Origin of the sequence: Micromonospora globbae (genome assembly GCF_003610785.1) — a bacterium.
Taxonomy (GTDB): Bacteria; Actinomycetota; Actinomycetes; order Mycobacteriales; family Micromonosporaceae; genus Micromonospora; species Micromonospora globbae.
In genome coordinates, this window is record NZ_RAQQ01000039.1 from 1 (window position 1) to 24559 (window position 24559).

The 24559-nt window shown below is 68.0% G+C and carries 24 protein-coding genes and 1 pseudogene; 6 read left to right on the top strand and 19 right to left on the bottom strand.

From position 1 onward, the window contains the following. Positions 1-73 precede the first annotated feature (73 nt). The 3 genes from D7I43_RS30490 to D7I43_RS32585 all read right to left on the bottom strand — a co-directional run bounded on the left by D7I43_RS30490 (position 74) and on the right by D7I43_RS32585 (position 2243). On the bottom strand, positions 74-478 hold the full coding sequence (locus D7I43_RS30490; RefSeq protein ID WP_240033281.1) for a tryptophan 2,3-dioxygenase family protein: 405 nt from the start codon (positions 476-478) through the stop codon (positions 74-76). Between the two features lie 43 nt (positions 479-521). Beyond that, positions 522-977: a hypothetical protein gene (locus D7I43_RS33140; protein ID WP_240033282.1), complete on the bottom strand. Its 456-nt coding sequence runs from the start codon at positions 975-977 to the stop codon at positions 522-524. A gap of 828 nt (positions 978-1805) precedes the next feature. Then, complete coding sequence (locus tag D7I43_RS32585; protein WP_147427334.1) at positions 1806-2243, bottom strand: hypothetical protein; 438 nt, start codon at positions 2241-2243, stop codon at positions 1806-1808. A gap of 20 nt (positions 2244-2263) precedes the next feature. On the opposite strand from D7I43_RS32585, the gene D7I43_RS30500 reads away from it, so the two are divergent. Beyond that, on the top strand, positions 2264-3238 hold the full coding sequence (locus tag D7I43_RS30500; RefSeq protein ID WP_120332030.1) for a DUF6545 domain-containing protein: 975 nt from the start codon (positions 2264-2266) through the stop codon (positions 3236-3238). A gap of 49 nt (positions 3239-3287) precedes the next feature. On the opposite strand, the gene D7I43_RS30505 is transcribed toward D7I43_RS30500, so the two are convergent. The 5 genes from D7I43_RS30505 to D7I43_RS30525 form a co-directional block, all read right to left on the bottom strand. Next, on the bottom strand, positions 3288-5606 hold the full coding sequence (locus tag D7I43_RS30505) for an EAL domain-containing protein (RefSeq protein WP_240033284.1): 2319 nt from the start codon (positions 5604-5606) through the stop codon (positions 3288-3290). Positions 5607-6050: 444 nt separating this feature from the next. Continuing rightward, on the bottom strand, positions 6051-7142 hold the full coding sequence (locus tag D7I43_RS30510) for an IS630 family transposase (RefSeq protein WP_240033285.1): 1092 nt from the start codon (positions 7140-7142) through the stop codon (positions 6051-6053). Between the two features lie 241 nt (positions 7143-7383). Beyond that, positions 7384-8268, bottom strand: a complete 885-nt coding sequence (locus D7I43_RS30515) for a ribokinase (protein ID WP_120332031.1) — start codon at positions 8266-8268, stop codon at positions 7384-7386. Beyond that, a complete protein-coding gene (locus D7I43_RS30520) occupies positions 8265-9674 on the bottom strand; it encodes a helix-turn-helix domain-containing protein (RefSeq protein ID WP_120332032.1) in 1410 nt (469 codons plus the stop codon). Before D7I43_RS30520 ends, D7I43_RS30515 begins: the two co-directional genes overlap by 4 nt. Before the next feature lie 85 nt (positions 9675-9759). Continuing rightward, on the bottom strand, positions 9760-10113 hold the full coding sequence (locus tag D7I43_RS30525) for a hypothetical protein (protein ID WP_120332033.1): 354 nt from the start codon (positions 10111-10113) through the stop codon (positions 9760-9762). An 835-nt stretch (positions 10114-10948) separates the two neighbouring features. On the opposite strand from D7I43_RS30525, the gene D7I43_RS30535 reads away from it, so the two are divergent. The 5 genes from D7I43_RS30535 (at position 10949) to D7I43_RS30555 (ending at position 15945) form a co-directional block, all read left to right on the top strand. Then, the gene (locus D7I43_RS30535; protein ID WP_120332034.1) at positions 10949-11323 is read left to right on the top strand and encodes a hypothetical protein; all 375 of its coding nucleotides are present in this window, start codon (positions 10949-10951) and stop codon (positions 11321-11323) included. A 248-nt stretch (positions 11324-11571) separates the two neighbouring features. Continuing rightward, positions 11572-12222 carry an ABC transporter ATP-binding protein gene (locus D7I43_RS30540; protein WP_240033286.1) on the top strand — a complete coding sequence of 217 codons (651 nt, stop codon included), beginning with the start codon at positions 11572-11574 and terminating at the stop codon, positions 12220-12222. Between the two features lie 122 nt (positions 12223-12344). Then, positions 12345-14705 (top strand): FtsX-like permease family protein, encoded by a 2361-nt coding sequence (locus D7I43_RS30545; protein WP_338042012.1) that lies wholly within the window; start codon positions 12345-12347, stop codon positions 14703-14705. Between the two features lie 25 nt (positions 14706-14730). Next, positions 14731-15381: a sulfotransferase domain-containing protein gene (locus D7I43_RS30550; protein ID WP_120332037.1), complete on the top strand. Its 651-nt coding sequence runs from the start codon at positions 14731-14733 to the stop codon at positions 15379-15381. 51 nt (positions 15382-15432) lie between these two features. Then, positions 15433-15945: a GIY-YIG nuclease family protein gene (locus tag D7I43_RS30555; protein WP_120332038.1), complete on the top strand. Its 513-nt coding sequence runs from the start codon at positions 15433-15435 to the stop codon at positions 15943-15945. 23 nt (positions 15946-15968) lie between these two features. Here the strand turns inward: D7I43_RS30555 and D7I43_RS30560 are convergent, their stop codons facing one another. From D7I43_RS30560 to D7I43_RS30605, 11 genes and pseudogenes are all read right to left on the bottom strand, one after another. Then, the gene (locus D7I43_RS30560) at positions 15969-16181 is read right to left on the bottom strand and encodes a carbon-nitrogen hydrolase family protein (protein ID WP_120332039.1); all 213 of its coding nucleotides are present in this window, start codon (positions 16179-16181) and stop codon (positions 15969-15971) included. Next, the gene (locus D7I43_RS30565) at positions 16178-16501 is read right to left on the bottom strand and encodes a nitrilase-related carbon-nitrogen hydrolase (protein ID WP_120332040.1); all 324 of its coding nucleotides are present in this window, start codon (positions 16499-16501) and stop codon (positions 16178-16180) included. The genes D7I43_RS30560 and D7I43_RS30565 overlap by 4 nt, the downstream gene beginning before the upstream one ends. Positions 16502-16549: 48 nt before the next feature. After that, entirely contained in the window at positions 16550-16828 is a 279-nt protein-coding gene (locus tag D7I43_RS33915) for a nucleotidyltransferase family protein (RefSeq protein ID WP_240033287.1), read from the bottom strand. 336 nt (positions 16829-17164) lie between these two features. Continuing rightward, positions 17165-17623: a TSCPD domain-containing protein gene (locus D7I43_RS30575; protein WP_120332041.1), complete on the bottom strand. Its 459-nt coding sequence runs from the start codon at positions 17621-17623 to the stop codon at positions 17165-17167. 36 nt (positions 17624-17659) lie between these two features. Beyond that, entirely contained in the window at positions 17660-19288 is a 1629-nt protein-coding gene (locus D7I43_RS30580; protein WP_120332042.1) for an MFS transporter, read from the bottom strand. Continuing rightward, complete coding sequence (locus tag D7I43_RS30585) at positions 19285-20178, bottom strand: phosphotransferase (RefSeq protein ID WP_147427336.1); 894 nt, start codon at positions 20176-20178, stop codon at positions 19285-19287. The genes D7I43_RS30580 and D7I43_RS30585 overlap by 4 nt, the downstream gene beginning before the upstream one ends. 11 nt (positions 20179-20189) lie before the next feature. Next, the gene (locus D7I43_RS30590) at positions 20190-20756 is read right to left on the bottom strand and encodes a kinase (RefSeq protein WP_120332049.1); all 567 of its coding nucleotides are present in this window, start codon (positions 20754-20756) and stop codon (positions 20190-20192) included. Positions 20757-20767: 11 nt separating this feature from the next. Then, positions 20768-21127 (bottom strand): annotated as a pseudogene (locus tag D7I43_RS30595) (ABC transporter ATP-binding protein); the annotation flags it as partial. Between the two features lie 14 nt (positions 21128-21141). Continuing rightward, complete coding sequence (locus tag D7I43_RS32590; protein ID WP_147427337.1) at positions 21142-21678, bottom strand: hypothetical protein; 537 nt, start codon at positions 21676-21678, stop codon at positions 21142-21144. Between the two features lie 12 nt (positions 21679-21690). Then, positions 21691-24210: a tyrosine-type recombinase/integrase gene (locus D7I43_RS30600; RefSeq protein WP_120332044.1), complete on the bottom strand. Its 2520-nt coding sequence runs from the start codon at positions 24208-24210 to the stop codon at positions 21691-21693. Next, on the bottom strand, positions 24207-24419 hold the full coding sequence (locus D7I43_RS30605) for a hypothetical protein (RefSeq protein WP_120332045.1): 213 nt from the start codon (positions 24417-24419) through the stop codon (positions 24207-24209). The genes D7I43_RS30600 and D7I43_RS30605 overlap by 4 nt, the downstream gene beginning before the upstream one ends. Positions 24420-24559: the final 140 nt, after the last annotated feature.

Here is a 24559-nt window from a genome sequence, read left to right on the forward strand (position 1 = left end):
TGCGGCCATCGCGTTCTCTCTTCCTTCTCTGACTTGGTCGTCTTGAAGGATCGACGCGATGGCCGTCTCTCATCTACGCAACACGCCCATCACGGGCAAGTCGTACACCACTCCAGTGGACGCAACCCCCGTTACCCAACGCGGGCCGGATGACCGCGAAGTGCGCCGGGGGCAGGGACCGCAGGATGCGCAGGTGCTCGGTGATCAGCCGCAGCGCCTCCGCCGCCCGGTCGACGAGCAACTCCGCCGCACCCACCTGCCCCGAGCCCAGATGCGCCAGAGCGCGGGACAGGTGAGAGCGGGTGAGCTTGAGCCACAGCTCACTGGACTGATGCACGATCTGGAACAGCAACTCGTCGGGGTGCACCCACTCCGCAGGCTCCTTCTGCAGCGCCAGCAGCTCGTCCGTGCGCATGTAGCGGGCGTAGTCGGTGCCGCCGGTCCCCGGCAGCACAGCGGGCAGCGATGACGCGACCATGTAGACCTCCAGACAAAAAGTGGCTCGGCGAGGTGCGCCTAGCTCAGGCGCGAAGCGCGTTGAGCGCTGAGAACGCAGCGGCGCTCAGCCCCGCGACCACGTCCTCGGGCAGGTCGGCCCCGGGACGCAGCGGCGCCGCGGTGACCGTCAAGTACAAGTTCGCGTCATAGGTCGCCACCGTGACGCCGGTCGCCGCATCGGTGTAGGTGTAGGCGGCGGCCCCGATGCCGGTGAGTTCGGTGACCGGCTGGCTGTCCTGCTGCACCTGACGCAGCCCGTCGTACATCAGCCGACCAGAATCCGGCGCGCCGAAATCGGCGCGTAGCGTCACCACCACCCCGCCGGGCAGGCGTCCAACCGTGACCGCACACACCAAGTTGGCGGCGCTTGCGCCCGTGGCGGAGATGTCGCGCTGGTCGCCGCCCTGTCCCACAAGGTCGGCGACCTTCCGCAGGTCAAGCCGGGTGCACAGCGCATCGACCGGGCGGTAGGAGGCCATGGGGGGCGGGGTTGACTGGGGTGCGCTCGGGCGCCCAGCCTCGGCGGCCGACGGTGCGCCAGCAGCGGAGGAGGACGTGTCCGCTGTCGTGGTGCATGCTGACGCGAGCGTTCCCGCGACGCCGACGGCCACAAGAAGCGCGGCAGGCGAGCGACGTGGCTTAACTGCTGACGACTGGCGAGATATTCGCGTCGCAACGCGAAGTGGTAACGCCGGAAAAGTCATTGCGGAGATCCATTCAGGACGCGAGTGGTCAGCCCATCCGCGGGCTTTTGCGGCAGGCTGAGAAACGGCTACTTCGGTGCGTGGTGGCGGCACCACCAACGGCACTCAATTCAGCACGTCCGTCCGCGCGGTGTCCATGATTGCTGCAAGCTCTAGCAGCTTCTCACTCCGCAGACGCCTGCCCGGCGCGGTCGGGAACTTCCCGCCGCGGCAGGGCAGCCTCTCGCACGCGTCGCGCAATGGGCGCGCACCGGCGTGCGACCGCAAGGGCTCCGCCGCCGGTCTGAGCGTGCATCTTGCCTGAGTCGCGTACCTATCAGTTCAGGTCAGGGTGTCTCATCGAGGCCGGCGGACAGGGTCTCAAATTGCCGGTTTGACTTTGAGGCGCTGCGCTGGGCCTACGTAGGCGGCGAGGTGCCGCACAACGGGCGATCGGGCGCTGCACTACCACGTCGTGAACCCGCAGACGTGAGCTTCGGCGGCAGGCGAAAGTACGAAAAGGGTCGGTACCATGGCCGCCTTGGTGCTGAGCCCCCCGGATGGGATGCGGCTCGGCGAAGGCGTACTTGCTAAACCTGCGTGTCAGCGGCCGGCTCTACGGCTCTAACGCGGCGCACGCTCGGGCGGCTCTGTATCGGTTTCCAGCTTCAGTATAGGGACTGCAACAATCCGCCTGATAGCCTTGTTCAACTCTTCAACCGGAGCTTCCCGACCTGGGATTCCTGACCGCTGCTGCATCTCCACAATTACATGCTGCGATAACGCTTCATCCGTGAACTGCGCCGACTCCCTGTCCGGCGCAGGATCCCAGCCACGCTCCATCTGGCGTAGCTCGGCGCGGTGGCGCTGCCAGTCCATGATTACTCCGAGGCCGCTCTTCAGCAATCCCATCGCGACAACTGCGTAACCAAGCGGCTTCACATCGCTCGCAACGGCGGCGAGCACGGTCTCAAGCGGGCTTGAAAGTCGTAACCGGTCGACAGCAATCCCAGCCTCGAATGCCGGGATGTCGTGCCGGTACTGCCGCCGGCTCGGATTCATCGTCAAAGCGATGGATACGCATGCGGGTGGCGCGCCGACTGCGGGCGGTGGACCTTCCCGACCCTCCACCGCCATTCACGGCTGAGGCCTGGTGCGCCGCGATCGCCCGGCAGCGCCGACGCGGGATCCATGTTGTGGCAAGACCCTTGAACGTCGAGATTCCGCCCGGTTTCGTGTACACCGGTCAGGCGCAGGACCTCGTGGTGCTTGACGCCGCTCTGCCACCGATGGCGCGGACACAGACGCTGTTGCACGAAGTGGCGCACTTGCTGCTCGACCATCAGGTCAATGTCCTGCACGAGGACGTGGACCGAGAGGTGGAGCGCGAGGCCGAGATCGCCGCGGATCTCCTGGCACTGCGGCTGGCGCGCGCCGCACAGCAACGGCTGGGATCTCCAAGGTCGTCGCTGTGGCCGGTCCGAGGGACGGGCCTCGGGGATGGTTCCGGCTGGCTGCAGCGTCGTCAGGCCGACTGGGACTTGCACGTGCTCTGGACAACCATGAGGTCCGCCGTACCGGAAATCTGCCTGGACGGCCCCCATGACGGCGGCAACGAAGCGATGTCGCCACTGGGTGCACGTCGAGCCCGGCGCCATCGCCAGGTCGTCGAGATCCACGACGCGCTTCGGCAGTTGCGCCCCTGGTACTGCATGGATGTCTACCTCAGTGCGCAACGACGGGCGCAGCGGAACCGGCTGGACCCGGTAGCGGCACGGACGATCGCGGAGGCCGCGGGCATTGCCGTGGCACTACGCCGCAAGATCGCCGGAGCGGACGGCGACATCGAAGCTTCCCACGCGGAGGCATACATGGACCTGCCGGCTAGCCTCAGGCCCGCCGCGCATCGGCTCGCCCGCCTGTCGCACGCTATGCAGCACTCACCCCTGGTGACAGCCGAGGTCGCCAAGTGGGGCTCGATAGTCACTGGTGCCCGCCCTGCCACCCTGACCGAGCTGCGACCGCAACGCGGGCCGACACTGTCCCGCGCGGCATGAGGATGCCGCCGTACTTCGGGGTGAGCTGAGACGTCTGGGCTGGTGTTGGCTACGGGCCGACAGCGTGTCGGGACGGCTGGATGCGGTGGGGCCGCAACGGCACCACGTTGCCGGTTTCTGCACTCAGTTCGTCGACCGCCGGCGGCACCCACCGGGCGAGCTGCTCCCGGAACTCGCTGGGGAAGGACGGGTCACCGAACAGAGAGCCGCTGCCCAGCGAGCAGCCGAGGCTGACCAGATCCCTGCGCTGCCGTTCCTGCAGAACGTGCGGCACGACAACAGCCATGTCGAGGTCGAAACTCAGATCGACCGCTGCACGAATCACGGCCGCTGACTCGCGCCAGCGATGCTCCATCGCGTAGGCGGGATGCACCCGCAGGAAACTGAACTTGGTCGCCGACAGCGACGCCAAACTATGGGACGTGCTGCCGAAATCGTCAAGCAGAAGGCGAACTCCCATCTCCCGGAGCCGATGCGCCGCCCGCGAATCCGCCACCGGCGCCGACTCGCTCAGGGCGAGAACAAGCGACGAGCCGGGCATGGAGTACTTCCCCAGCAGACGTGTGGTCGTCTCCACGGCCTCGTCGCTGATGGCGCGAGGTGAGACCGGGACGATGACCGGCACGGTCGGCAGGCTGACGCGCCAAGTCTGTGCGGCCGACAAGGAGCGGGCCAGGATCCTCTCAGTGATCTTGTAGAGAAGCTGAGGATCGGCCGCCAGCTGATAGACGTGCTCGTCTGCGGGCAGGAGGCCATGCCGGGAAAACAGCCATCCTGGCAGCGCCTGCACGGCCCGCACCTCGCCGTCGACCAGATCAACGACTGGCTGGAACGACAGGGACACCCGCGATCGGTCGAGGCCGGCGGCGACACCGCTGGGCCGGTCGTCCTCGAGCGTGACGAGCTGGTCCTGTGACAACTGCACTGAACGCCACATGATTTCCTCGGCCGCGGCGACCAACGCCGCCGCGTTGTCCAGCGGGCCCCGCGTCAGACCCGCGCTCGCGCGCACCGACAGGTCAAGGCCGTTGAGCGCGACCTTGCCGCGCAACGCCAGTACCGCCCGGCACGCCTTGTGGTAGGCCACCTCCGTTGGCGCGTTGCCGATCGCCACCGCGAACTCGCTGCCGCTGATCCGCCCGACGCGGTAATCGGGAGAGGGGAAGAACGCCCGCAGTCGACGTGCCAGCTCCGCCAGCAGGCGGTCGCCCACCGTGCGTCCGAACGTCTCGTTGATGAGGCGAAGATTTTCGAACCCGACCACCAGAACATGAACCTCGGGACCGTCGGCGTGCGCGACCGAGGCCGTGAAGGCCTGACGATTCGGCAGCCCGGTCAGACCATCATGGGTAGCCGCGAGCGCGTGGCTGGCCGACTCCGCCGCCAACTTCTGATAAGAGGTGGCGTTGTCGATGCTGGTGGAGATAGTCGCCGCCAAGGCCCTCGCCGTGGCCCGCTCGCGGCTGCTCAACGAAGCAGCCGGGCTCTCCAAGTACAACCGCAGCAGGCCTTGCAGGCCCGTCGCTTCCGCGCCGATCTCGTACACCGCGGAGGGTGCCCCGAGCCCGAGGTCCTCCGCCGCGCGCGCTGGCCCGTCGTAGACGACGAGGGCCTGTCCATCGGCGCGAATGAGCCGACGTTCCGGGCTCAATTCGATCTCCGCAGCCTGGGCACCGAACAGCTCGACCGCACCGCGAGCAGCGGTGTGTACGACCGCGTCGAGGTCGCGGGAGGTCAGAGCATCGGCCAGTGCCGCGTGCCGTTCCCAGGCCCTCCGCTCCTCGCGCAGCTTCATGCGGTACGACAAGGCCAGGTGTAGGACCATCATCGCCACGGGCAGCGCAGCCAGCGCCCGCTCATCGACCATGACGACCGCGACAGCCAGACCTGACATCGCTGTTTCGGCAGCACCAACCAGTAACCGGGTCTGCCACAGGTACCGCAGAGTCGACGCGAAACGGCGACGGGTCGCAAGCGACACCGCCGCAGTTGTCACGAACTCCTCGATCAAGACCACGACCACGGCTGCCATCGTCAGCCCGAGTGCGTAGGCACTCACGGACGGCGCGATGCCGTCCATGCCGTGGGCAGCGGGGCGAGCACCGGCGAGGTGCATGGCGGTTCCGGCGGCGGTGGCCGCCAAGATGTCCTTGCTCGTGTTGTGGATCGCCTTGTGCAGACTCGCCGACCGCGGGTATCGCGTGATGGCCTTCGCGGCGGTCACTCCCGCCGCTGTGCACACCACCAGCCACGGCGTCGGAAGCACAGAGGCGCAAACCAAGTAGGCCGTCGGCGTCAGCGTCACGCGCATGGGAACCCGTGCCGGCAGCGGTACAGAGAAGATACTCCCGGCGGCGATCAGGGCCACCGCAGCAACCACATACGCAAAGTCAAATGGCGCTGGCCAGGAAAGGCGGGCTGTCGCCCAACCTGTACTGGCAAGCGCCATTAGAGACATCGTTGCGGTGAACAGTTTCAAGGTCAGTGGCGTGCTGCGAGCTCGTTCCACTTCGCCCCCGTGCGAGTGCTACGTCCGACGCAGATCGTCCACAGTAGCAGCGAGGCGCGGGGTCAGCTCCACTCCAGGCCCTTACGCATCGCACCCTCCCCTCCGCAGCTCGATGCGGGAAAGGTATGCACCGTCGACCTGGAAATCAACGCAGAAGTGTCCAAATGGTCGTAATCAGTCGAACGAGATATGGGCCTCTTTACCGTGGGTCTCTGATGTACTACAAGCGGTTGCCGCCGTGCGCGTCGGCTCGACCGACCATCGCGAGCGGGCTATTCGGCATTGACAGCAGCTAGTGCCTCGTCATGCAGCCTTGAACGGGTAATCGGGGTGGCGGATCTTGGAGCGGGTGGCGAATGACGTTTTCGGTTTGGCGCGCTGGTTGCGCCAGCGGATGTAGTCGCCGATGGCGGCGTTCTGCTCGGCGTGGCTGCGGTGGTCGGTGCCGTTGAGGGCGAAGTACCGGACGGCGGCGAACTCGGCTTCGATCCAGTTCAGCCAGGAAGTGTAGGTGGGCAGGAAGACCAGTTCGACGTGGTTGGCGGCGGACCAGGCGCGGACCTCGGGGTGCTTGTGCGGAGAGAAGTTGTCGACGATCAGGTACAGCTTCTGGTCGGGCCACCGGCGGCGCAGGGTCTTGAGGAAGCTCAGGAACTCGCGCCAGCGTTTGCGGTCACGGATGCGGTAGTGCAGGCGGCCGGTGGCCAGGTCCAGGGCGGCGATCATGTGCCGTACCCCGTGGTCACGGGTGTAGGTGGCCCGCAGTCGCACGGGTTGTCCGACGGGCCGCCAAGCGCGGCCGGGGCGGGGCTGCAGGTTCAGCGGCCCGAACTCGTCGACGCAGATCACCCGCCCGTCGGTGGGCGGGTGATCGTAGAGGTCCAGGATCCGGCGCATCTTCGAGGTGAAGTCGGGGTCGGTGCTGGCCTTCCATGTCTTGGTGGCCTGCCACGACACCCCGCGCTCGTGCAGGACCCGCCGGAGCGTCTCGACGCTGATCGTCATGACGTAGCCGGCCTCGATCAGGTAGTCACGCAGCTTTGCCAGGGACCAGCAGGAGAAGGGCTGGCCGAGGAAGCGGGGGTCGCACCGGGCGATGACGCAGATCCAGTCGCGGGTCTGCTCATCGATCCGTCTCGGTGCGCCCCCGCTCCATTTTGGGTCCAGCGCGTCGAACCCCCGCTCGTTGAACGCGTGGATCACATCACGGACGTAGTCCTCGGTCACCTGCAACAGGTGCGCGATGTCCGGCGCCGGCTGCCCCTGGGCGGACATCAGCACCACGATCGCCCGGCGCAGCTTCACCGGGTCCTTCGCGGTCCGACCGATCCGTTGCAACCGCTGACCCTCAGCCATCGACAACTGGCGAACGAACACCTCCGGCCGTCTGCCCACCGGCAACCACCTCCCCGAAAGAGTGCTGGGAGACAGCCTGCCCGAAAGGTCCTCAGAACCGCCGGATTACACGATCAACGTTCAAAGACGAGGCACTAGCTGCCGGGGAAAAGAGGCTCCGCCGGGCGGCGGCGAGCCGCCAGCGCAGCCCGTCGCGCCCAGGCCGTTACCCGGCCAAAGCGACGGCGGGACATCGGCCTGGGTCCGCCGCTGGTGGCACGAAGTCACGCTCGCGCTCAGGTCATGGGGCATCGGTGCCGCGGTGCTGCACCGTCTGTGATCCGACGGTGACGGCGGTTGTGACGGCCTGAGCGAGTGGCATGCCTCGTGCCAGATCAAGGACGAGAGATCCGAGGAAGGCGTCGCCGGCTCCGGTGGTGTCGACGACCGGCACCGCTGGCGCCGGAACCCTGCCTGAAACGCCCGGCCCGGCGAACGCGGCGCCGTGTGAGCCGGCGGTGACGACGACGGTGCCGATCCCGAGACGCCGGAGTGCGCCGGCGGCTGCGAGAGGATCATCAGGCGCCGTGTGCAGGATCGCGGCGGCTTCGTGCTCATTGACCACCAACGCGTCGAGGTGCTCAAGCAAGGCGACGTCCAGATCCGTGTGAGGGACGAGGTTACCGACGACGAGCGGTGCGGGCCTGTGCTGCAGTACCTCACCCACCGGCCCGGGAGGCAGGTCGAGTTGAACAACTACAGCCTGCGTGTCGAGGGAGGTAACGGTGCGGCGGATGTCGTGGGCATTGAGTTCCGTCGCAGGCGACCGCGCGAGGGTGATGTAGCTTTCACCGTCCGGGGTGACCTCGATGATCGCCGCGCCTGTGGTCACGTCGGGGATCAGCGTGAGGTGACGCGTGTCGACGCCAGCGTCGACGAGCGCTGCTCGAATCTGGTGGCCCCAGGTGTCGGCGCCGAGGTTGGCGACCAAGCAGGCGCGTCCGCCGCGACGGGCGGTGGCGATGGCCTGATTCAAGCTCTTCCCGCCGGGACCGGCGGTCAGAGCCGAGCCGAAGACGGTGCGTCCGGGGCGGGCGCGGTGGGGAACGTGAACGGTCAGGTCGATGTTGGCCCGGCCGATGAAGGCGACGTCGAAGGCACCTCCAGGGTTGCGCTCGTCGGTCATGCCGGCTCTGCGGAGGTGGCAAGCGCAGCGTGCAGGTCCGCCACCTCAGGCTCCGTGGAGAACGCTGCGAGCTGCTGGGCGACGGCGGTGACTTCACGCAGGACGCGCTCCGACCTGGTGAGGCGGGCCAAATTGAGCGCGGCGAGGCCGCTGCCAGCGGCCTGCTGTGGGTCACCAGCGGCGGCGTGGGCGGCGGCGCTGCGGGCCAAATACAGGCCCCGCTCGCGCCGGTAGGACTCCGGCCATGCCTCAAGCGCCCTGTCGAAGCACCGGACGGCAGAGCGCGGGCGACCCAGCCGAAGCCAGCCGTCGCCTTCCTGAGCCCACACGTACGCGGTAGTGCAGAAAGAGCCGAGGGCCTTGCCGTCCCCGTCGACATCTGCGACGAGACGCTGGGCTTCCTCGACCGCGGCCCGGAACGCGCTGGAGTCGCCCGTGATCGCGTAACCGTGCGCCCGTTGCACCGCTGCGAAGGCCCGCACCTGCGCGTTGCCGCCGCTGCGTCCGGCCGCGCAGGCGAGCCCGAGCACCCGGTCCCGATCCCGGTCGCCGGCCGCGCGTTGTGACATGCGGGCGAGTACGTAGGCGGTGAGCTCGGCGTCGCCCGCCTCCTGCGCCATGGTCAACGCCCGGGCGAGCCACCACTCGCCAGCGGTGCGATCGCCCAGATCGTCGCTGAGCCAGCCGGCGAACTCCGCCCACCGCGCCTCCGTGCTCAGGATCGAGTCCCGCAGGCCGCCCCGGGCCGCTCTGCGGAAGTCGGCGATGTGACCGACCTGCTGTCGGGCGGTCGGCAGGATCGCCGCCGCACCGACCCGGTTGTCCGACTCCACGAGAACGGCCCGCAGCACCGTGAAGTGCTCGACGATGGCGGGATCGACGCGGACGGGCTGCGCCGCGAGGTCCGCGCCCGGCAGTGAGGCCGTCAGGCTTCCGGTCATCGCCTGCATGAGTGCGCGACGGCTGATGCGCACCTGCCGCACGCGCTCCTCGATCACAACCGTCACGATAATCGTCTCGGCAGCGGCGTCGCCGTCAGGCATCCGCCGAGCCGCCTCAGTCCCCATCCGTGCGAGATGGCCCTGCGAAGCGACGGCAGCTCTTGCCGAAGCAATCGACGCGCTGAGCGCTGCGCTGCTCTTGGGCCGACGGTGATGCTGTTGAAGGGCGACGACCCGGTCATACCCAGCGGCAAGGTCACCACCCGTCTGCAGCACCGCATCGCAGCGTTCCCAGAAAGCACGATCGGGGTGCTGGCGCCCGACTTCCGCGTTGGCGACGGTGCTTCGGCCCGAGAGGGTCTTCGGCGCCAGCGCGTGCTGGGTGTAGCCGGCCGCCTTGCGAGATGCGGCCAACTGCCGCCCAAGGGCTCGCCACGCTTCGCTGACCTCGTGGGGCTCCGTCATGGCCGCCTCCCTCGGTTCGCAGGCCTCCCGACCAACGGGCAGGGACCGCCGAACGCCGATCAAAGGCCGTCTTCGATGTGTGGCGTCACCCTACCGTGCGGTCGCGGCTACGCGGGGCGTCCACGCGGCGCCGCTGGTAGATGGCCCCGTCGCGGGCGGTCGCGCGCCACGGCCGGGCGGCGTACAGGGCGATGCGAAGGTCGGGCGCGTTGCGGTCGAGGGTGACGCAGGTGAGGTCGGTGCTGCCGGCGGTGCTGCATCGGGTGAGCCAGGCGCCGTGGGGGCCGATGACCTCGGAGGGCATGGCCGTGCTGCATTGGGCGGGGACGGAGACGCTGATCCACTGGTTCGTGGTGGCGGCGTGCCCGCACGCGATCACGTCGAAGATCGGGTCGTGGGAGAAGGTAGAGAAATGTAGCTTCTCGCCAGCGCTGTCCACGGAGCCTGGCAGAACCGGTGCTACGAGGGCTCATCTCAGCCGATGGCCTCCAGCTTGTCTCTCTGGTCGTGGCCGTTTCTTGGTCGTCGTTGGGCTCGTTCAGCGTGACCGGCTTGCTGATGGCGGCGTTGACGTTCGGGACGCTTGCGGCTACCTGCGCTCCGGCGACGCGCTCACCGTGGTGTCGCTGGACCCGCTCAGCCGATCCTTGTAAAGGAAGACCTCACCACCATCGTGGGTCGATTCAGGCGCGACAGAAGGTGTCGGAACTCCAGTCCCTCCAGAAGAAGCTAATATCGCCACCGCCCCGGGCGAGCATGTTCGTCTTCGCCGCCCTCGCCGAGATCATCCGAACCATCATCGCGGCGAGCCCCAACGAGGGCCTGGCTGCAGCCCGCGTCCGCAGACAACGCCTCGGCCGCCCAGCGGCCATGACCCCGGAAAGGTCGCCACGCACTGCCGAATGCGTTACCTGCCAGCAAACCCAACGCCCGGGTCACGGTCGGGCGCTTGCTCTGCCTGACTGATCCTGAGGCGAGATGTCCAGAGCAATTGCCATCGCCCTGGCGAATTGCACTCGATGGAATTCCCGCAGACCAGCAGCGTGAAAATGAGTCATGTCGCAGTGTTCACCTTTCGCAAGCTGGGCGCTGACCGATTCATTGACACATTGACATGCGGGAATTACGTTCGGCTCATGCAATGTCGCTGTCTGGGATCCCAGAGTGCACGCTTCTCGTCGCTCTGGTGAGCCGGCACGATCGACAACACGGGAGGGAATGGCATGAGTAGACGACGGTTGGTCAGTCGGCTCGCGCGCGTAGGGACGGCCGCCATGTTGGCCGCCGGGCTCGTGGGCTTCGGTTCCGCGTCGCCGGCGTTGGCCGACGGGAAGCCCGGTGCCACCGCGCCGGCAGGGGGCTTCGGGACGCTGGCGGCGTGCGGTGACACGGAGGATGTCAACCTGTACAACGGAGGCATCAAGGCCGGCGAAGCCCACTGGACCGTGGGTTGCCCTAACAGCACGGACGTCAAGATCACCGGTTGGTCGGAGGACCACCGGTCTGACGGCTACTGCGTCCAGGTCTACGCGTTGATCGGCAGCACGTGGCACTACGGCCCCCGGTCGTGCCCCAACGGTGATGTCGACAACTTCGAACTCAATGGCAGTGGCCGGCCTATCGAGGTGTACGCCCGCCTGATCGCCTGAACGGAGAATGGCCGACGAATCGCGGTAATATGCCGCTCTGGTGGCCTACGATGTACGCCGGGCGTCGTCGGCGTCCACGCTTGCTAATGCCGGTCGCGAGTCGTGTCTCGGATGCCTCAGACTCGGCTCGGGGCCGGCTCGGCTTGACCCGGGAAGATCGGGGGCTTTTGTCGGTGGCGCACGATCCGGTATTGACGTTTCGTGGAGTGAGTCGCGTCTATCACGTCGGAGGGACAACCGTCCACGCCTTGTCCGACGCCGACTTTGAGGTGTATGCGGGCGAGTTGGTTGCAGTGGTCGGACCGTCTGGCGCTGGCAAGTCCACGCTTCTCGCGCTTGCGGGCGGGCTGGATTCGCCTACCGGTGGTGAGGTGTGGGTCGACGGCGCACCACTTCACGCGCTCGGGACTGCGGAACTGGCGGAGCTGCGGCGTGACCGGGTCGGTTATGTCTTCCAGGACTTCAACCTGGTAGCCGCACTCACCGCTGCCGAGAATGTCGCGCTGCCTCGGGAGTTGGCCGGCGTCTCGCGGCGGGCAGCCAGAGGTGAGGCGCTGGCCGAATTGTCCGCGGTGGGCTTGGCGGACCAGGCCGATCGCTACCCGGACCAGTTGTCCGGCGGCCAGCAGCAACGAGTGGCGATTGCCCGGGCACTCGTTGGTGGGCGGCGGTTGCTGCTCGCCGATGAGCCGACCGGCGCGTTGGACACGTCGACTGGTGACGCGGTCATCGATCTCCTGCGTGCTCGGATCAGTCGTGGTGCAGCCGCTGTTGTCGTGACTCACGAGCGGGGGGTGGCCGAGCGGGCTGACCGGGTGATCGAGATCCGCGATGGAAGCATCATCGCCGCCACGGGAGATCCCGCCAGCGTGGGGCACGCCGAGGAGCGGACGCCGTGACCCGGCGTCGACGGGAGTCAGGTAGGGCACGCATCGGATCGTGGCGGATAGCGTTACGAATCGCGGCGCGGACAGCGGCGCGGCACCCGGTCCGCAGTGGCTTGGTTGTTCTGTTGCTGCTCGTGCCGGTCTACGCGGCGGCGGTTCTCGCGTCGGCTTGGGCGGCGGTGTCAGTTCCTGCCGATCGGGAGGCCACCTGGCGGCTGGGGAAGGCCGACATGCTGATCTCCGGTGGGCAGGCCGAGGAGGTCCTGCGAGACTTGCCAGCGGGCAGCCAGACCATCCCGTATCACGACGGGGAAACGGTGGTGGCATCGCATGACGGTGGCTATCTGATCCGTGAGTACCGCGCGGTGGACCTGGCCGACCCCGTCAACGACGGCGCCTATCCTGTGAGGACCGGCAGGCCACCCGCGGCAGCCGGTGAGGTCGCGATCACCACCGCTTTGGCCACGGCGCTGCGGGTAGGGCCGGGCGACTTCGTACGCGCCGGCTTGCCCGAGCGGCGGCTCGCCGTTGTCGGCATCGTCGACACGCCGGACAAGCTCAGCCGTGAGGCACTGCTTGTAGCACCGTCGCAGGAGTTGTCGGCGGGCGGGCGACGGGGCTTCCTGGTTCAGCTTCCACCGGCCGCGGCCGGCTGGCATCCGCCCCTCGGTCAAGGGCGCACCGATTTGGGCTATCTCTTGCGGGATTCGCTCGGCCCGGACCCGGCTGAGCAGGCCCTTGTCGCGGCAGGCATGGCGGTCGTGGTGGCTTTCGCCGGTGCGCAGGTCGTGCTGCTGGTTTCTGCGGCGTTCGCGGTTGCCGCCCGTCGCCAGCGACGCGAACTTGGTCTGGTCGCCGCAGTGGGTGCCACCGGTCGCCAACTCACCCGAATCGTGCTCGCGAACGGGCTGGTGCTTGGTCTGTTCGCGGGCGCGTTAGGAGCCGTCCTCGGGGTCCTGACGGTCCAGTTCGGGCGGAGCTGGCTGCAACGACTGGTGGACCGGCCCCTCGCCGAGGAGGGAATCGCCGCCTGGCAGTTGCCGGGAATCGCCCTACTGGCGGTGGTGGCTGGCCTGCTGGCGGCGTTGGGACCAGCCCGGGCGGTGGCCCGAGCACCTGTCCGGGAAACCCTGGCCAACCGCGAGGTGGCCGGTTCCAGAGGAGGCCGTCGACTGCTGGTTGCCGGGCTTGCTGCCAGCGCCGTCGGGATCACCCTCACGACCTGGGCGGCGCAACCCGAGGTCGCCGGAGTGGTCATCGTCGCGTTCGGCAGCGGGCTGATCCTGCTGGGCGTGGCGGCGTGTGGCCCTGCCGTGGTCGGGCTGGCGGGGCGAATCGCGCGCTTTCTTCCCACGCCTGTGAGGCTGGCATGGCGACACGGCGCACGCCATCAACTTCGCACCGGTGCCGCGGTTGCCGCCGTGTGCGCCGCGACCGCGGGCAGCGTCGGGCTCATGCTTTTCACCGCTGCCGATACAAGAACGGGCTCCGCGACGCAGCCGGACGCCCGCGCGGGGCAGATCCTCATCCCAGCCGACGCCGCCAGACTGCTCAATGCCGACCAGACCCGTTCGCTGCGGCAGGCCCTGCCCGCGCAGCACCTGCTGCACCTCACCGTAGCCGACACAGAGGTCGCGTACGCGAATGTCGCTCCCCAACCGGGGCCGCCTCCAGTGGTGTCACAGACCGTTGCGGTCGGCGGGGAGGACGTCGTCCGCGCCATGACCGGGCAGGAGCCCGGCCAGGCGATCAGGAACGCCATCGGCGACGGACAGGCTGTGGCGTTCTACCCGGAGTTCATCTCCGACGGCCGCCTACGCCTGAACGGGACACCGCAACCGACAGCGATCCCCGCAGTGTTGGCCGCCGCGCCCGCGTACTTCCGTGACCGGTCCGTCCTGCCCGGCGCACTGATCTCCAAGGAGACCGTAGCCTCCCTCGGGATACGGACCCGTCCTGGAGGAATCATCATTGACACCGCCCGCAGGCCCAAGCCGGACGAGCTGGCGACCGTCAGGAACATGGTGCTCGGCGCGCAAGCGCAAGCATCGCAGACCGATGTCCCGGCTAATCCCGTCCGGCTCGTTGCCGAACAACCAGACGACGCCGCTAGCCCTCGCCTCGGGCCAATCGCTCTATTGCTCGCCCTGGTCAGCGGCTGTGTCACTCTCGTCGCCAGCGCTACCGCCGTGGGCCTGGCGACGTCAGAACTCAGGAGCGACCTGTCTACCCTGGCTGCTGTCGGCGCCGGTCCAAGAATCACCCGCTGGATCACCGCAGCCCATGCCGGGCTGGTCGTCGGACTTGGCGTGCCACTCGGTGCCCTCGCGGGTGTCGCGCCGGCAGCGGGCGTGATCGCGCTCCGCCCCGAAACCGCCTGGAAAGTGCCGTGGCCGGCAGTCGGAGTCGTCATCGTGCTGGCACCAGCCTTGGCGGTGATCGGCAGCGCAGCCCTGACCAAGAGCCGACTCGTCCTCGTCCGCCGACTGACCTAGGTGCTTCTCAGGCAGGGAATTCGGGGTGTCCGATTGCAGGATCCTTGACAACAACACTCAGAGCAAGTCGGCCGAGCACAGCGCCATCATCCTCAGACCCCTCGTCGGCCACACCGAACGCCCGGCACCCCTTGACGAGCTGCGAGCGGCACCCGACTCGCACTTCATCAAGACCCACCGGCAGCGTGACCCGAATGTCCACGAGGACGACCGCGCCATCTGCCTGGTCCGGGACGGCCGCGACGCCCTTGTCTCATGGGCACGTCAGGCCAGCGAGGACGATCCGAGCCGCTACGAGGATGAACTCCGCGCCAAGATCCTGTCCAGGAGCGCGACCGGCACCGGTAGCTGGGGCAGCAACATCCTCAGCTGGCTCCGGCCTCCGGCACCGCACCGACAGGTGCTGCGCTACGAGGACCTGACCACCGCACCAGCTGTCACCGTTCAAGCCGTCATCGCCGCCTTGATCCCCACGCTCACACCACTCGTAGGCGCCGTGATCCCCTCACTGGCCGAACTCCGCCAAGCCGACAACCAGTTCTTCCGCCGCGGTCGCACAGGCACTCATCGCGACGAACTCCCCGACTACCTGCACGAGCTGTTCTGGTCCCGCGCTGACAACCGGACCGCCATGCACCTGCTCGGCTACCACATGCCAAAACCAGGTGGTGAGTAGCTATGCCGGCGAGAGCCGAGAACCGTCGTACCCAGTCGATACCGTTCGGCCATGACGGCATCGATATCGATCACGGTCCTTGAGGTCGCCGAGTTCGCATCCGCATTGCGACACCACTTCGGTACCGCCCAGACCTGGCGCCACGGCACGCCACCCGCTGCGCCCGGCGTCTACGTGTGGGCGACCAAAGGCGCCGTACTGTACATCGGGTCGGCGGCATCACTCGCTGACCGGCTTGCGGGCTACCACGGTTGGATTACCAGGTACAACCCGGAAGAGCGCTGGGAAGTGTCGGTTATTCACATGCTCAAGACCCACGGCGCGAACGTCTGCTGGCTGCCAACCGTTGACCATCCCGACGCGCTCCTTCTTGAGTCCCGGCTGATCGAATGGCACCGCGCCAAGGTAGGCGTCGCCCCAGTCGTCGTCGGCTGGGAAGCCAAGAGAAAGAGCCGGCGAGCGGCGGCGGAGGCCTGGGCGCGCAACCTCTGGAACGATGAGCAACCGCCCCTCGGTGAGTCTCAAGAAGATGGCCACTGGCCGGACATTGGCCGCGTCGCCTGAGAAGTGGCCACCGCCACTGAGGCCTACAAGAACAGGACGCAGTCCACGCCCCGGTGGAGGTAGTCGAGGAACACCTCCGCAAAGTTGATCTCGATACAGAGCGCGAGACCGAACCGGTAGCCGCCGATGTCGATGGTGGTAGGGGTGAAACCGGGGGTGTAGAAGTCGGTGATCTCGGTGTGGGAGAGGTAGCGCTTGTCGTAGCGGTCGACGACGTGCCCCCGGTCGGAGATCACGTACAGCTGTTGTGCGGGCGATGACCGCCGCCGAGTCGGTGGTTGGTGCCCAGGATCACCCACAGGCCGAGCTCGCCCGCGAGCGCCGCCGTGTGGTCCAGTTCCTGTCGCAGTGAAGTCCGGTCGATATTCCAGCCGGCGAAGTGATCCTTGGCCTGCCCGGCGTAGCCGGACAGGGCGCCCTCGGGGAACTGCACCAGCTGGGCGCCGTGTTGATGTGCTCGGCGCATCAGCGCACGGACCGCGGCGCCGTTGAGCGCGGCGTCGCACGTGACCGGCGGCTGGGCAGCGGCGATCGTGAGAGTGGACGAGTCAGCCAGCCGGGGGTCGAGCGTTCGGGGTGAGTCTCCTGGCGCGGTGTGGGGTGCTCATGTGAGGACTCGGACTCGGGGCCAGCGGTGTGCGGGGCGTTGCCGCGCTAGTCGTTGTCGGGACACGACCAGGCTGACTCGCCTGGGATTGCGCTGCCAGATGCCGTCGAGGAGGTGATCGAGGCCGTGTGGTGCGCAGACGGCGATGTGTTCGTCGGCGTCGAGACGAATCGCGACGGCGGTGGCGTATTCGGGCCAGGTCGCGACCGCGTCGGGGATGCTCTGCAGCGCGGGGACGGGGTCGCCTCCGAATCGGGTTGGATACCAGGTGTGCACGGCGGCCTGGTTCTTCCGCCTCCCAGGGCGGTCCTGGCCACATTGAGGTCAGACGCTCGGTGGCGTGGTCGTCGTTGGCCCGGGTCAGGTCGGCGGGGTCGAAGAACGCCACGTACGATGTCCCGGGTTCGGGAGAAGTCGAATCCGTTTCCGTGCCGTTGGTCCCACACGAGGTCCCTGAGGACGCCAGCACCGATCCAGGCGTCCGGCAGGCCGGAGTCCCGCACGATGCGCAGCGCCCGCATCACTGGCTGACTCGCGCTAACCAGGCTACCGCAACTCCTCGTCGTGCATGCTCTGCCGCCTCCCGCTAGATATTGGTTGGCCTTGTTCGAGTCAGCTTCGAGGGTGTGGCAGCCAGCTGGCCGAGGGCAGTTGCGGCTGGCTACTGGACCGGGTGCCGGCGTCAGGCTGCCCGGCGTCCGCTTGCGGCGGCACCGTGATGGAGCGTTCATGGTGCAGGCGGTGCGCGAGATAGTCGCTCAGCGATGTCGCCTGCGGCACATCTGGATCAGTGGTGGCGCCGGAGGGGACGTAGTGGGTGTGCCGCAGCTCGGTCACGAACTCAGGCAGGGGCGCTCCGGCCTGCAGGCCGGTGGTGATCGCCGTGGACAGCGCCTCGGTCAAGCCGGCCAGGGTCGAGCCGTGTTTGCCGACGCGCAGTTCGACGTGGGTGAGCCGACCAGCCGAGGCGGCGGTGACCAGGCGTCCCGCAGTGCCGTCCAACACGAAATCGACCGCGGTGCCGGCGTAGCGGCGGCTTGCCCGCCATTGCGTCCTGTTCGTGTCGCTCATCGATTGCTCTCCTTGCTGCGGTTGCCGGCGGGGCTGTCAAGACGGTAGGCATGCAGGTGGTCGTCCTAGCAGAACGACACACCACGAGTTTCGTACAGGTGATCGACGGAGGGCGCGGCCAGTGGTGCCGATTGGGCGCTGGCAGTGCCGCGACGCGCCTCGATGTCTGAGCAGCGCACGCGGCGCGGCGAAGGCACGTCCCGCAGCTGGTCGACCGCCACGCCGCCGAGACCATCGTCCACCTCTGCTCTCCGGCCTTTCCCCGTCTCCATCACCGACGGACTCTTGCTCTGCCTGCGGTGACGTTGTCTGCCGCGCTGGTTCTGCCCCGACATCGCTGGAGACGCTGCCGACGGACAGTGCGGCGGCGGGGGTGTGGGGTGGCGTACCCGGAGGGCTGCCCGGGGCTGCCCTCCAGGGCAGGAACGCGGCACTGGTGAGGGTGAGGGCGGCCGTTGCCGTGATGGCGGTGCGGGGGTCGGTGGCGGCGGCGAGGACGCCGGCCGCGGCGATGAAGATCGGCTGGGTGAGTTTGCTGGTGACGGACCAGGCGGTCAGGACACGGGACAGGCAGCGCTCACTGGTGTGGTTCATGCGGTAGGCGGCGAAGGTGGGGTTGAACATGCCGGCGAAGAACAGCAGGAGCGTCTCGGCGACCACGATGACGATCAGGCCGGGTGTGCCGAGAGGCGCGAGAGGGATGAGGGCCATCCAGAGTGTGCGGGCGACTCCGGTGGTGAGCAGGATCGGGCGCAGGCCGTAGCGAGCGGTGAGGGGGCCAGCGGTGATGGAGCCGAAGATTCCGCCGAGGCAGGGCAGGCCGAGGGCCAGGCCGTACTGCCAGGGCGCCAGGCGCAGGTCGCGGAGCATGAACACCGTGGTGATGGGAGCGGCGGCCATGATGGCGCCGCCGAAGATGACGGCGTTGACGAACAGCGACCGTAGTCCGGCGTGATGGAGGATGTGCCGCCACCCTTCGATGGCCTCCCGGCCTCGGCTCGGTGCGGGCTGGCGCGATGGTGGCGGCGGTTCGGCGCTGCGCAGACGGCGGATTCCGAGCGCGGACATCAGGAAGCTGACGGCGTCGACGGTGATGGACGCAGTGGCGCCGAGCAAGGACACGAGGGCGCCGCCGATAGGTGACCCGAGGCTGTTCGCCATCCACTGGGAGGTCTCGAGTCGGCTGTTGGCGGTGACGCGTTGCTCGACGGTGACCAGGTTCTTCAGGTGTGCGCCGCCGGCGGCGCTGAACGCGATACCGCCGGCGGTCTGCACGACGGCCACGACGCACAGCTGCCCGTAGGTCAGCTCGCCCAGCGCGGCGGCGACGGGAATACTGGCCAGTGCCGCGCACCGCAGCAGGTCGGAGCCGATCATGACGGGCCGTTTGCGGCGGAACTCGATCCACGGGCCCAGCGGCAGGACGATGACCGCTGAGGCGAGGCCGGAGATCACTGCGAGCAGGGAGATCTGCAAGCCCGATGAGTCCAGCAGCAGGATCGCTATCAGCGGCAGCGCGCCCGCCCCAACGGCGGATCCTAGTTCGCTAACCGAGTAGGCACCCCACAGCCAGTGGAAGTCGCGAGTAAGAGCGGGCGGTGCCTCGGCAGCGGCTGACGGATTGCGGCGGACCCGTGCGCCGCTGATCGTCCGGTTCCTGGTCATCTCGTCGTCAGCGCTCGGATGTCACGGCGTGACCGCTGCAGCAGCTGCCGAAGGTACGCGAGCCGGGACGAGGGCAGGTCGGCGGCCGGTAGGCGGGTGTGGATGCGGATCTCGCGGCAGGCAAGCAGGAGCAGGTTGACGTGGTAGGCGGTGGTGATGCCGGCGACGTGCACGCGGTCAGTGATCGTGACGGCGAGGGTCGGGCTGGCTGCGGCGCCCACGGTTTGCGGCAGCGCTAGGTCGTAGCCGGGTAGGTAGCTGCCGGCGTGTTCCCAGTCAACCAGGGCGCAGCGTTCACCGTCGAGGAGCAGGTTCGTGGGCAGCGGGTCGCCGTGGGCGACGATCCGGGCGGGCCCGAGCTGCTCGACCAGGGTGTGCAGGGTGTGCTGGTCGGCGTCGTCGAGCAGCGCGGCGGCGTGCTCGGCGTCGATGCGGCCGTGGTAGTCGACCGGTTCCGGCAGGGCCGGCGCTGGCATCCATCCGGCGAGGGTGTCGAGCGTGTCCAGGACAAGGCGGGCCACGGGCACGCTGACATCGTGGGTGAGGTGACGCTGGTCGTGCAGACGCTGCCCGGGTAGCTGCGTGAGGACGGTGAGATGGTTGTCGCACCACAGTGCCTGCGCCACTTCTACCGGGGGCGGGTGGTCGGCGAACAGCTCGTACATCCGTAGCTCGTGTTGGCGCCGGCCTACCCAGTACGGATCATCCGAGAGGAGCAGTTTCGCTACCACAGGGCGGCCGTCCTGGCGTCCGGTGGCGACGACGGCCTTGTCGGTGCGGTGTACGATCCGCTCGATGCCCACCCCTGCGGCGGCGGCACGCGCGACCAGCGCCGCGAACATGTCGTCCGCCCCGCCCGGCGGAACGCTCGCGCCGTCCGGGGTTGCCATGTGGGGCGGGGTCACGGGACCGCTGGGAGCAGGTCGGTGTCGCGGCCGGTCAGCGGCAGGCCGGCCGCAGTGGCGATGAGGTCGATCGCCTGCTCCATCGAGGTGGTCTCGGGCAGGACGAGTTCGCCGGGCCAGCCGAGGACGTCGTGTTCGGCGTATACGCCGAACATGGTGTCGGGGGTGAATTCCTGCGCCTGGGGACGCGTCTGGTGTCGGCGCAGGGTCTCCGACCAAGACACGTCGAGGTAGACGAACAGCGTCCGCCCGCGGTGCGCGTCACGCAGTCCGGTGAGCATGTTCCGGTACCGGGCGGCGTGCATGATCCCTTCCAGGATCACGTGGTAGCCGTGGTCGAGGCAGAAGCGTACGTTCTGCGCGATGAGCGCGGGCGCGAGACCGCCGGGTTTGTCGCGTTCTCTGAGCAGGATTCGACGAAGGTGATCTTGCTCGACGAGGGCACAGCCGCGGCCGTGTCGACGTCGCAACGCGCGGGAGATGCTGCTCTTTCCGGCGCCGCTGTTACCGCGGATGCACACCAAGATCGTCTCGGAGTTGCCGGTGGGAATCGCGTCGGCCATGGCGATGCTGCTCACCGGGATGCGGGCTGGTGCTGGTGCGGTGGTTGGCTCGCCTGGCCAGGATCGGCGGCCTGGTGCATGTGATTGATCCTGTTTTCGTAGCCGGCGGCCTGCAGGGCGAACAGTTCCGCGTACCGACCAGCGGCGGTCATGAGGTCGTTGTGGGTGCCGGCCTCGACAAGGCGGCCGTGGTGCAGGACATAGATGCGGTCGGCGTGGCGGACATTGGCGAGCCGGTGGGTGATGAGGATGGTGGTGGCCCGGCCCTGCCGGTCGCGGATGGCTTGGAAGAGAGCGTCTTCGGCGCGGGGGTCGAGGGCGGAGGACGGCTCGTCCATGATCAGCAGGTCGGCGTCACGGAGGAACCCCCTTTCTCTGAACTTGGCTATTCGGGCGGGTTTGGCGGCCGAGTGAGTTTGCGCGTGGCGTCGATTAGCGTGTTCCGCATGGCGTTGATCTTGGTCTTGCTCACCGTGTACTCGTTGGCGACCCGCGTACCGCCATGCCTGAGATTCCAGATCCATGCATCGATGTCGTAGGCGTGAGTCGTGACCTCGGCAGCTACGTCGCTCACGTCCTTGCGCGTAGCAAGCTGGAGCGTTGCATTCGCCGAGAGGAAGGCATTCCAGGCCGACCAGTAGTGGTCCACGATCTGGCCGAGGGCCTCTTTTGGATCGTTGCCTGCCTTCTTCGCGCCGCGCTTGGCCCAGACGGCCTCGTCGGCCACCATGAGATAGATGTCCAGGCATGCCAGGAACGACTCGCATGCCACTCGCTGCCTCTCGTGTTGAGCGTCCGTCCGCTGTTCCTGAGCCAGACGGCGCTGAGAACGGCCACTCATGAGCTCGCCGATGGTGACGCCGCCAGCACCTACCGCGGCTCCGAGGACGACGGCAATCGCTGCGATCAACTCTCCGCTCATCAACGTATGGGATCATGCGGTGCTGGTTTCGTGCTGTCCCCGTTGCGCGACAGGTTCAGCAAATCGCTGGCCTGAATGAGGTGTGACACGCTGCGCTCCTTCGGCCGGGGTGGTTCGGCCAACGAGGTTGTCGAAGCTGGGCATGCCCAAGTGGGTAACGCGATGCCGCTCGGTGAGGCTTTGCATGGCAGCCAGCTTTCGGTGAGCGGCGTCGAGGCTGGTCTCGAGGCCGGCGATCTCGCCAGCCCAGCCGTGTTGGCGTGCTTCCGCGATCCTGTCGTGCAGGTTGGCGATGATTGTCCTGAGTCGGGGTTCCTGGTCGGGGTCGGGCCGCAGCGCTGGGCAGCGGATGCAGGCATGTTCGTGCATGCATGACGTGCCGAAGTCGCGGGTGCAGACGCCGAGGGAGACCTTGCGCAGCTCGAAGTGACCGAGGAAGTCGTCCCACTCTTCGGGGGTGAGGTCGCGGTATTCCTCGCTGGGGCGCAGTGCGCGGCGCCGCGCGATGAAGGCCCGGTGCGCAGTGATCGCTTCTTCGGGGTAGATCGCCTTGTAGCCCATGGTGACGTTGATGTCGGCGTGGCCGCAGATGACCTGCGCGATGTGCGGAGGAAGGCCGGATAGCACCGCGTCGGTGACGAAGGCCCGGCGCATGTCGTGCGGGGTGAGGGTCACCGGTTGGCCGTCGGGCCCGGTGAGGTTCGCGGCTGCGATGCTCTTGTGCAGCAGGTTGGCGATGAGGCTGCGGGACAGCGCGATGTTGCTGCTGCCGTAGCTGCGCTGGAACAGCAGCGGCATCGGCGGTTGCCAGAGCTTCTCCAGAGGGTCGTAACGGCGGATCAGTGGCAGGGCTTGTTGGCCGCCGCGGACGCGGTGGATGACTGCGGCGAGGACTTCACCCAGCTCGGGTGAGACCAGGATCAGTCGTTCGGCGTCGGTCTTCGACGGCGTGACCTGCAGCAGCGGCACGACCTCGCCGGTGCTGGGCAGCGTGTAGGACGCGAAGCTGTGGTGGCTGAGCTCGGTGAGTTCTTCCAGCCGGATGCCGGTGTGGCGTAGGACCTCGAGGATCGCCCAGGACCAGAAAGCTTCGTCTTCCTCCCGGGTGAGGTCACGGCGCCGCCCGGTGTCCAGGTCGTTGACGTATACCCGTGTTGAGGCGACGGGCAGGCGCCGGTAGTGCTGCCCGTCGACGTCGAAGGAGCCGCCGGGCGCGGCGGCCTGGCCGGCGGTCAGGAGTCGCCGCGTGCGGTCCTTGACCTGCTCGACGTGACGCACCAGCGCGGGCAGGACCGGTAACAGGGTGCGGGTGCGCTGGTCCATCCGCGCTTTGCGGGGCGCTTGGCGCTTGTGGCGACGTTGGATGTCGCTGCTGCGCACCGGGCAGGGCACCGCCCACTGAGCCCAGCGGGCGGGGTCGTCAGCGGCCCAGTGCGCCAGGTCTCGATAGAACGCGCGGACCCAGACCAGGATACTGTCCGCCTCCGCGCGTGGACGCGGCCCGTCTGGGCCGGGCGCGAACCGGATGCGTTGCTTCCAGGCATTCGCGACCGCCGGCGGGAGGTGCAGGCTGTCGATGCCGGGATGGTGCGCCTCCAGATCAGCCCAAAAGTTCTTGGCGAGGGTCCGGGCTAGGTCGTTCAGGCTGGTGTAGTCCAGCCTGGGTGCGCGCTCTCGCAGGTGCTCGATGATCAGACTGCGGACGGGCATGCTGGCGATCGGATAGCGGTCGACGAGTTCCTCGATGCTCAGCTGACCGCGAACGTGCAGGTCGTGAAAGCGGCCCGGCGCCGAGGCGGGAAAGACCCCCGTGTCGCGCAGCATCTGGTAGGCGGCGGGGAAGCCTTCGCCGGGGCGTGCCTTCACCTCGGTGGCTGCGGCGGCCAGCTCCAACAGGTCCCCGACGGTGATGTCGGCGACGCGTCCGCCGTGATGCAGCACGATCCAAATGGCTCTGTTGAGCGCCTGCCGCCGCTGGTCCGTCGACAAGGCCGTCTGCCGGTCGCACCAGTCCTGGAGCATCGCGAACCCGTCCGGGTCGATGCTCTGACGCGCGAACACCAACAGCTTGGTCGGGTTGTGCCGCAGCAGCCACCGGTAGGCCGGACGGATCGCGCCGCCGCAGACGATCGGCAACAGCCCGGAATGCAGCACGAATACGTCGCTGTGCGTGTCGATGCCCTGCTCGGCGCGCCATCGGCTGGCCAGCTCGATCCACCCGGCGCCGTGCTCCTCCGCGCCGGACGCCTGCCACCGCTGCTGCCAGGTCGCTCCCGGCTGGGCCTGGAGCCAGTCCAGCACGCATTTGAGGCCCCGCTTGCGGGTGCGCTGGGTGTGGGCGTTGTCGGCGACGAAGACTCCGGACAGCAGCAGGTCTTCCAACTCGGCGCGTCCGAGGGATGTCTGCGGCCACGTGGACTCTTGCGGGCGCGGCGGGAACCGCTGCCGGGACCGCACCGCGGCGACTTGCCGCGCCACCACGTTCGCCGCGCGGGATGCCTGCGGTGCTGGTGTCAGCAGCAGCGCCGTCATGATGGGGCTCCCGCGCCGAGCAGAGTCGCCAGGACCTCGGGTCGGTAACCGCCGGCCACGACCGGCGGCGGCGTCTGCGGATCGATCATCCGGCGTTGGTGGTAGGCCCGCAGCCGACCCACGACCTCCTCTTGGCGTGGCCGCAGGTAGATCTGCGTCGTGGTGATCCGGACGTGGCCCAGCAGCCACTGCAGGTCGACCAGCGGCATCAGCGGGTCCGCTTGTCGGCGGCCAGTGAATACTCCCCGTAGGCGGCCATATGTCGCCCCGCTGGTGGCCAGGGATCTCCCCGTGGATGGCCAGATACCTCCCCGCTGACCAGGTCAGAGTGCCGGTCGGCGAGGGTCGA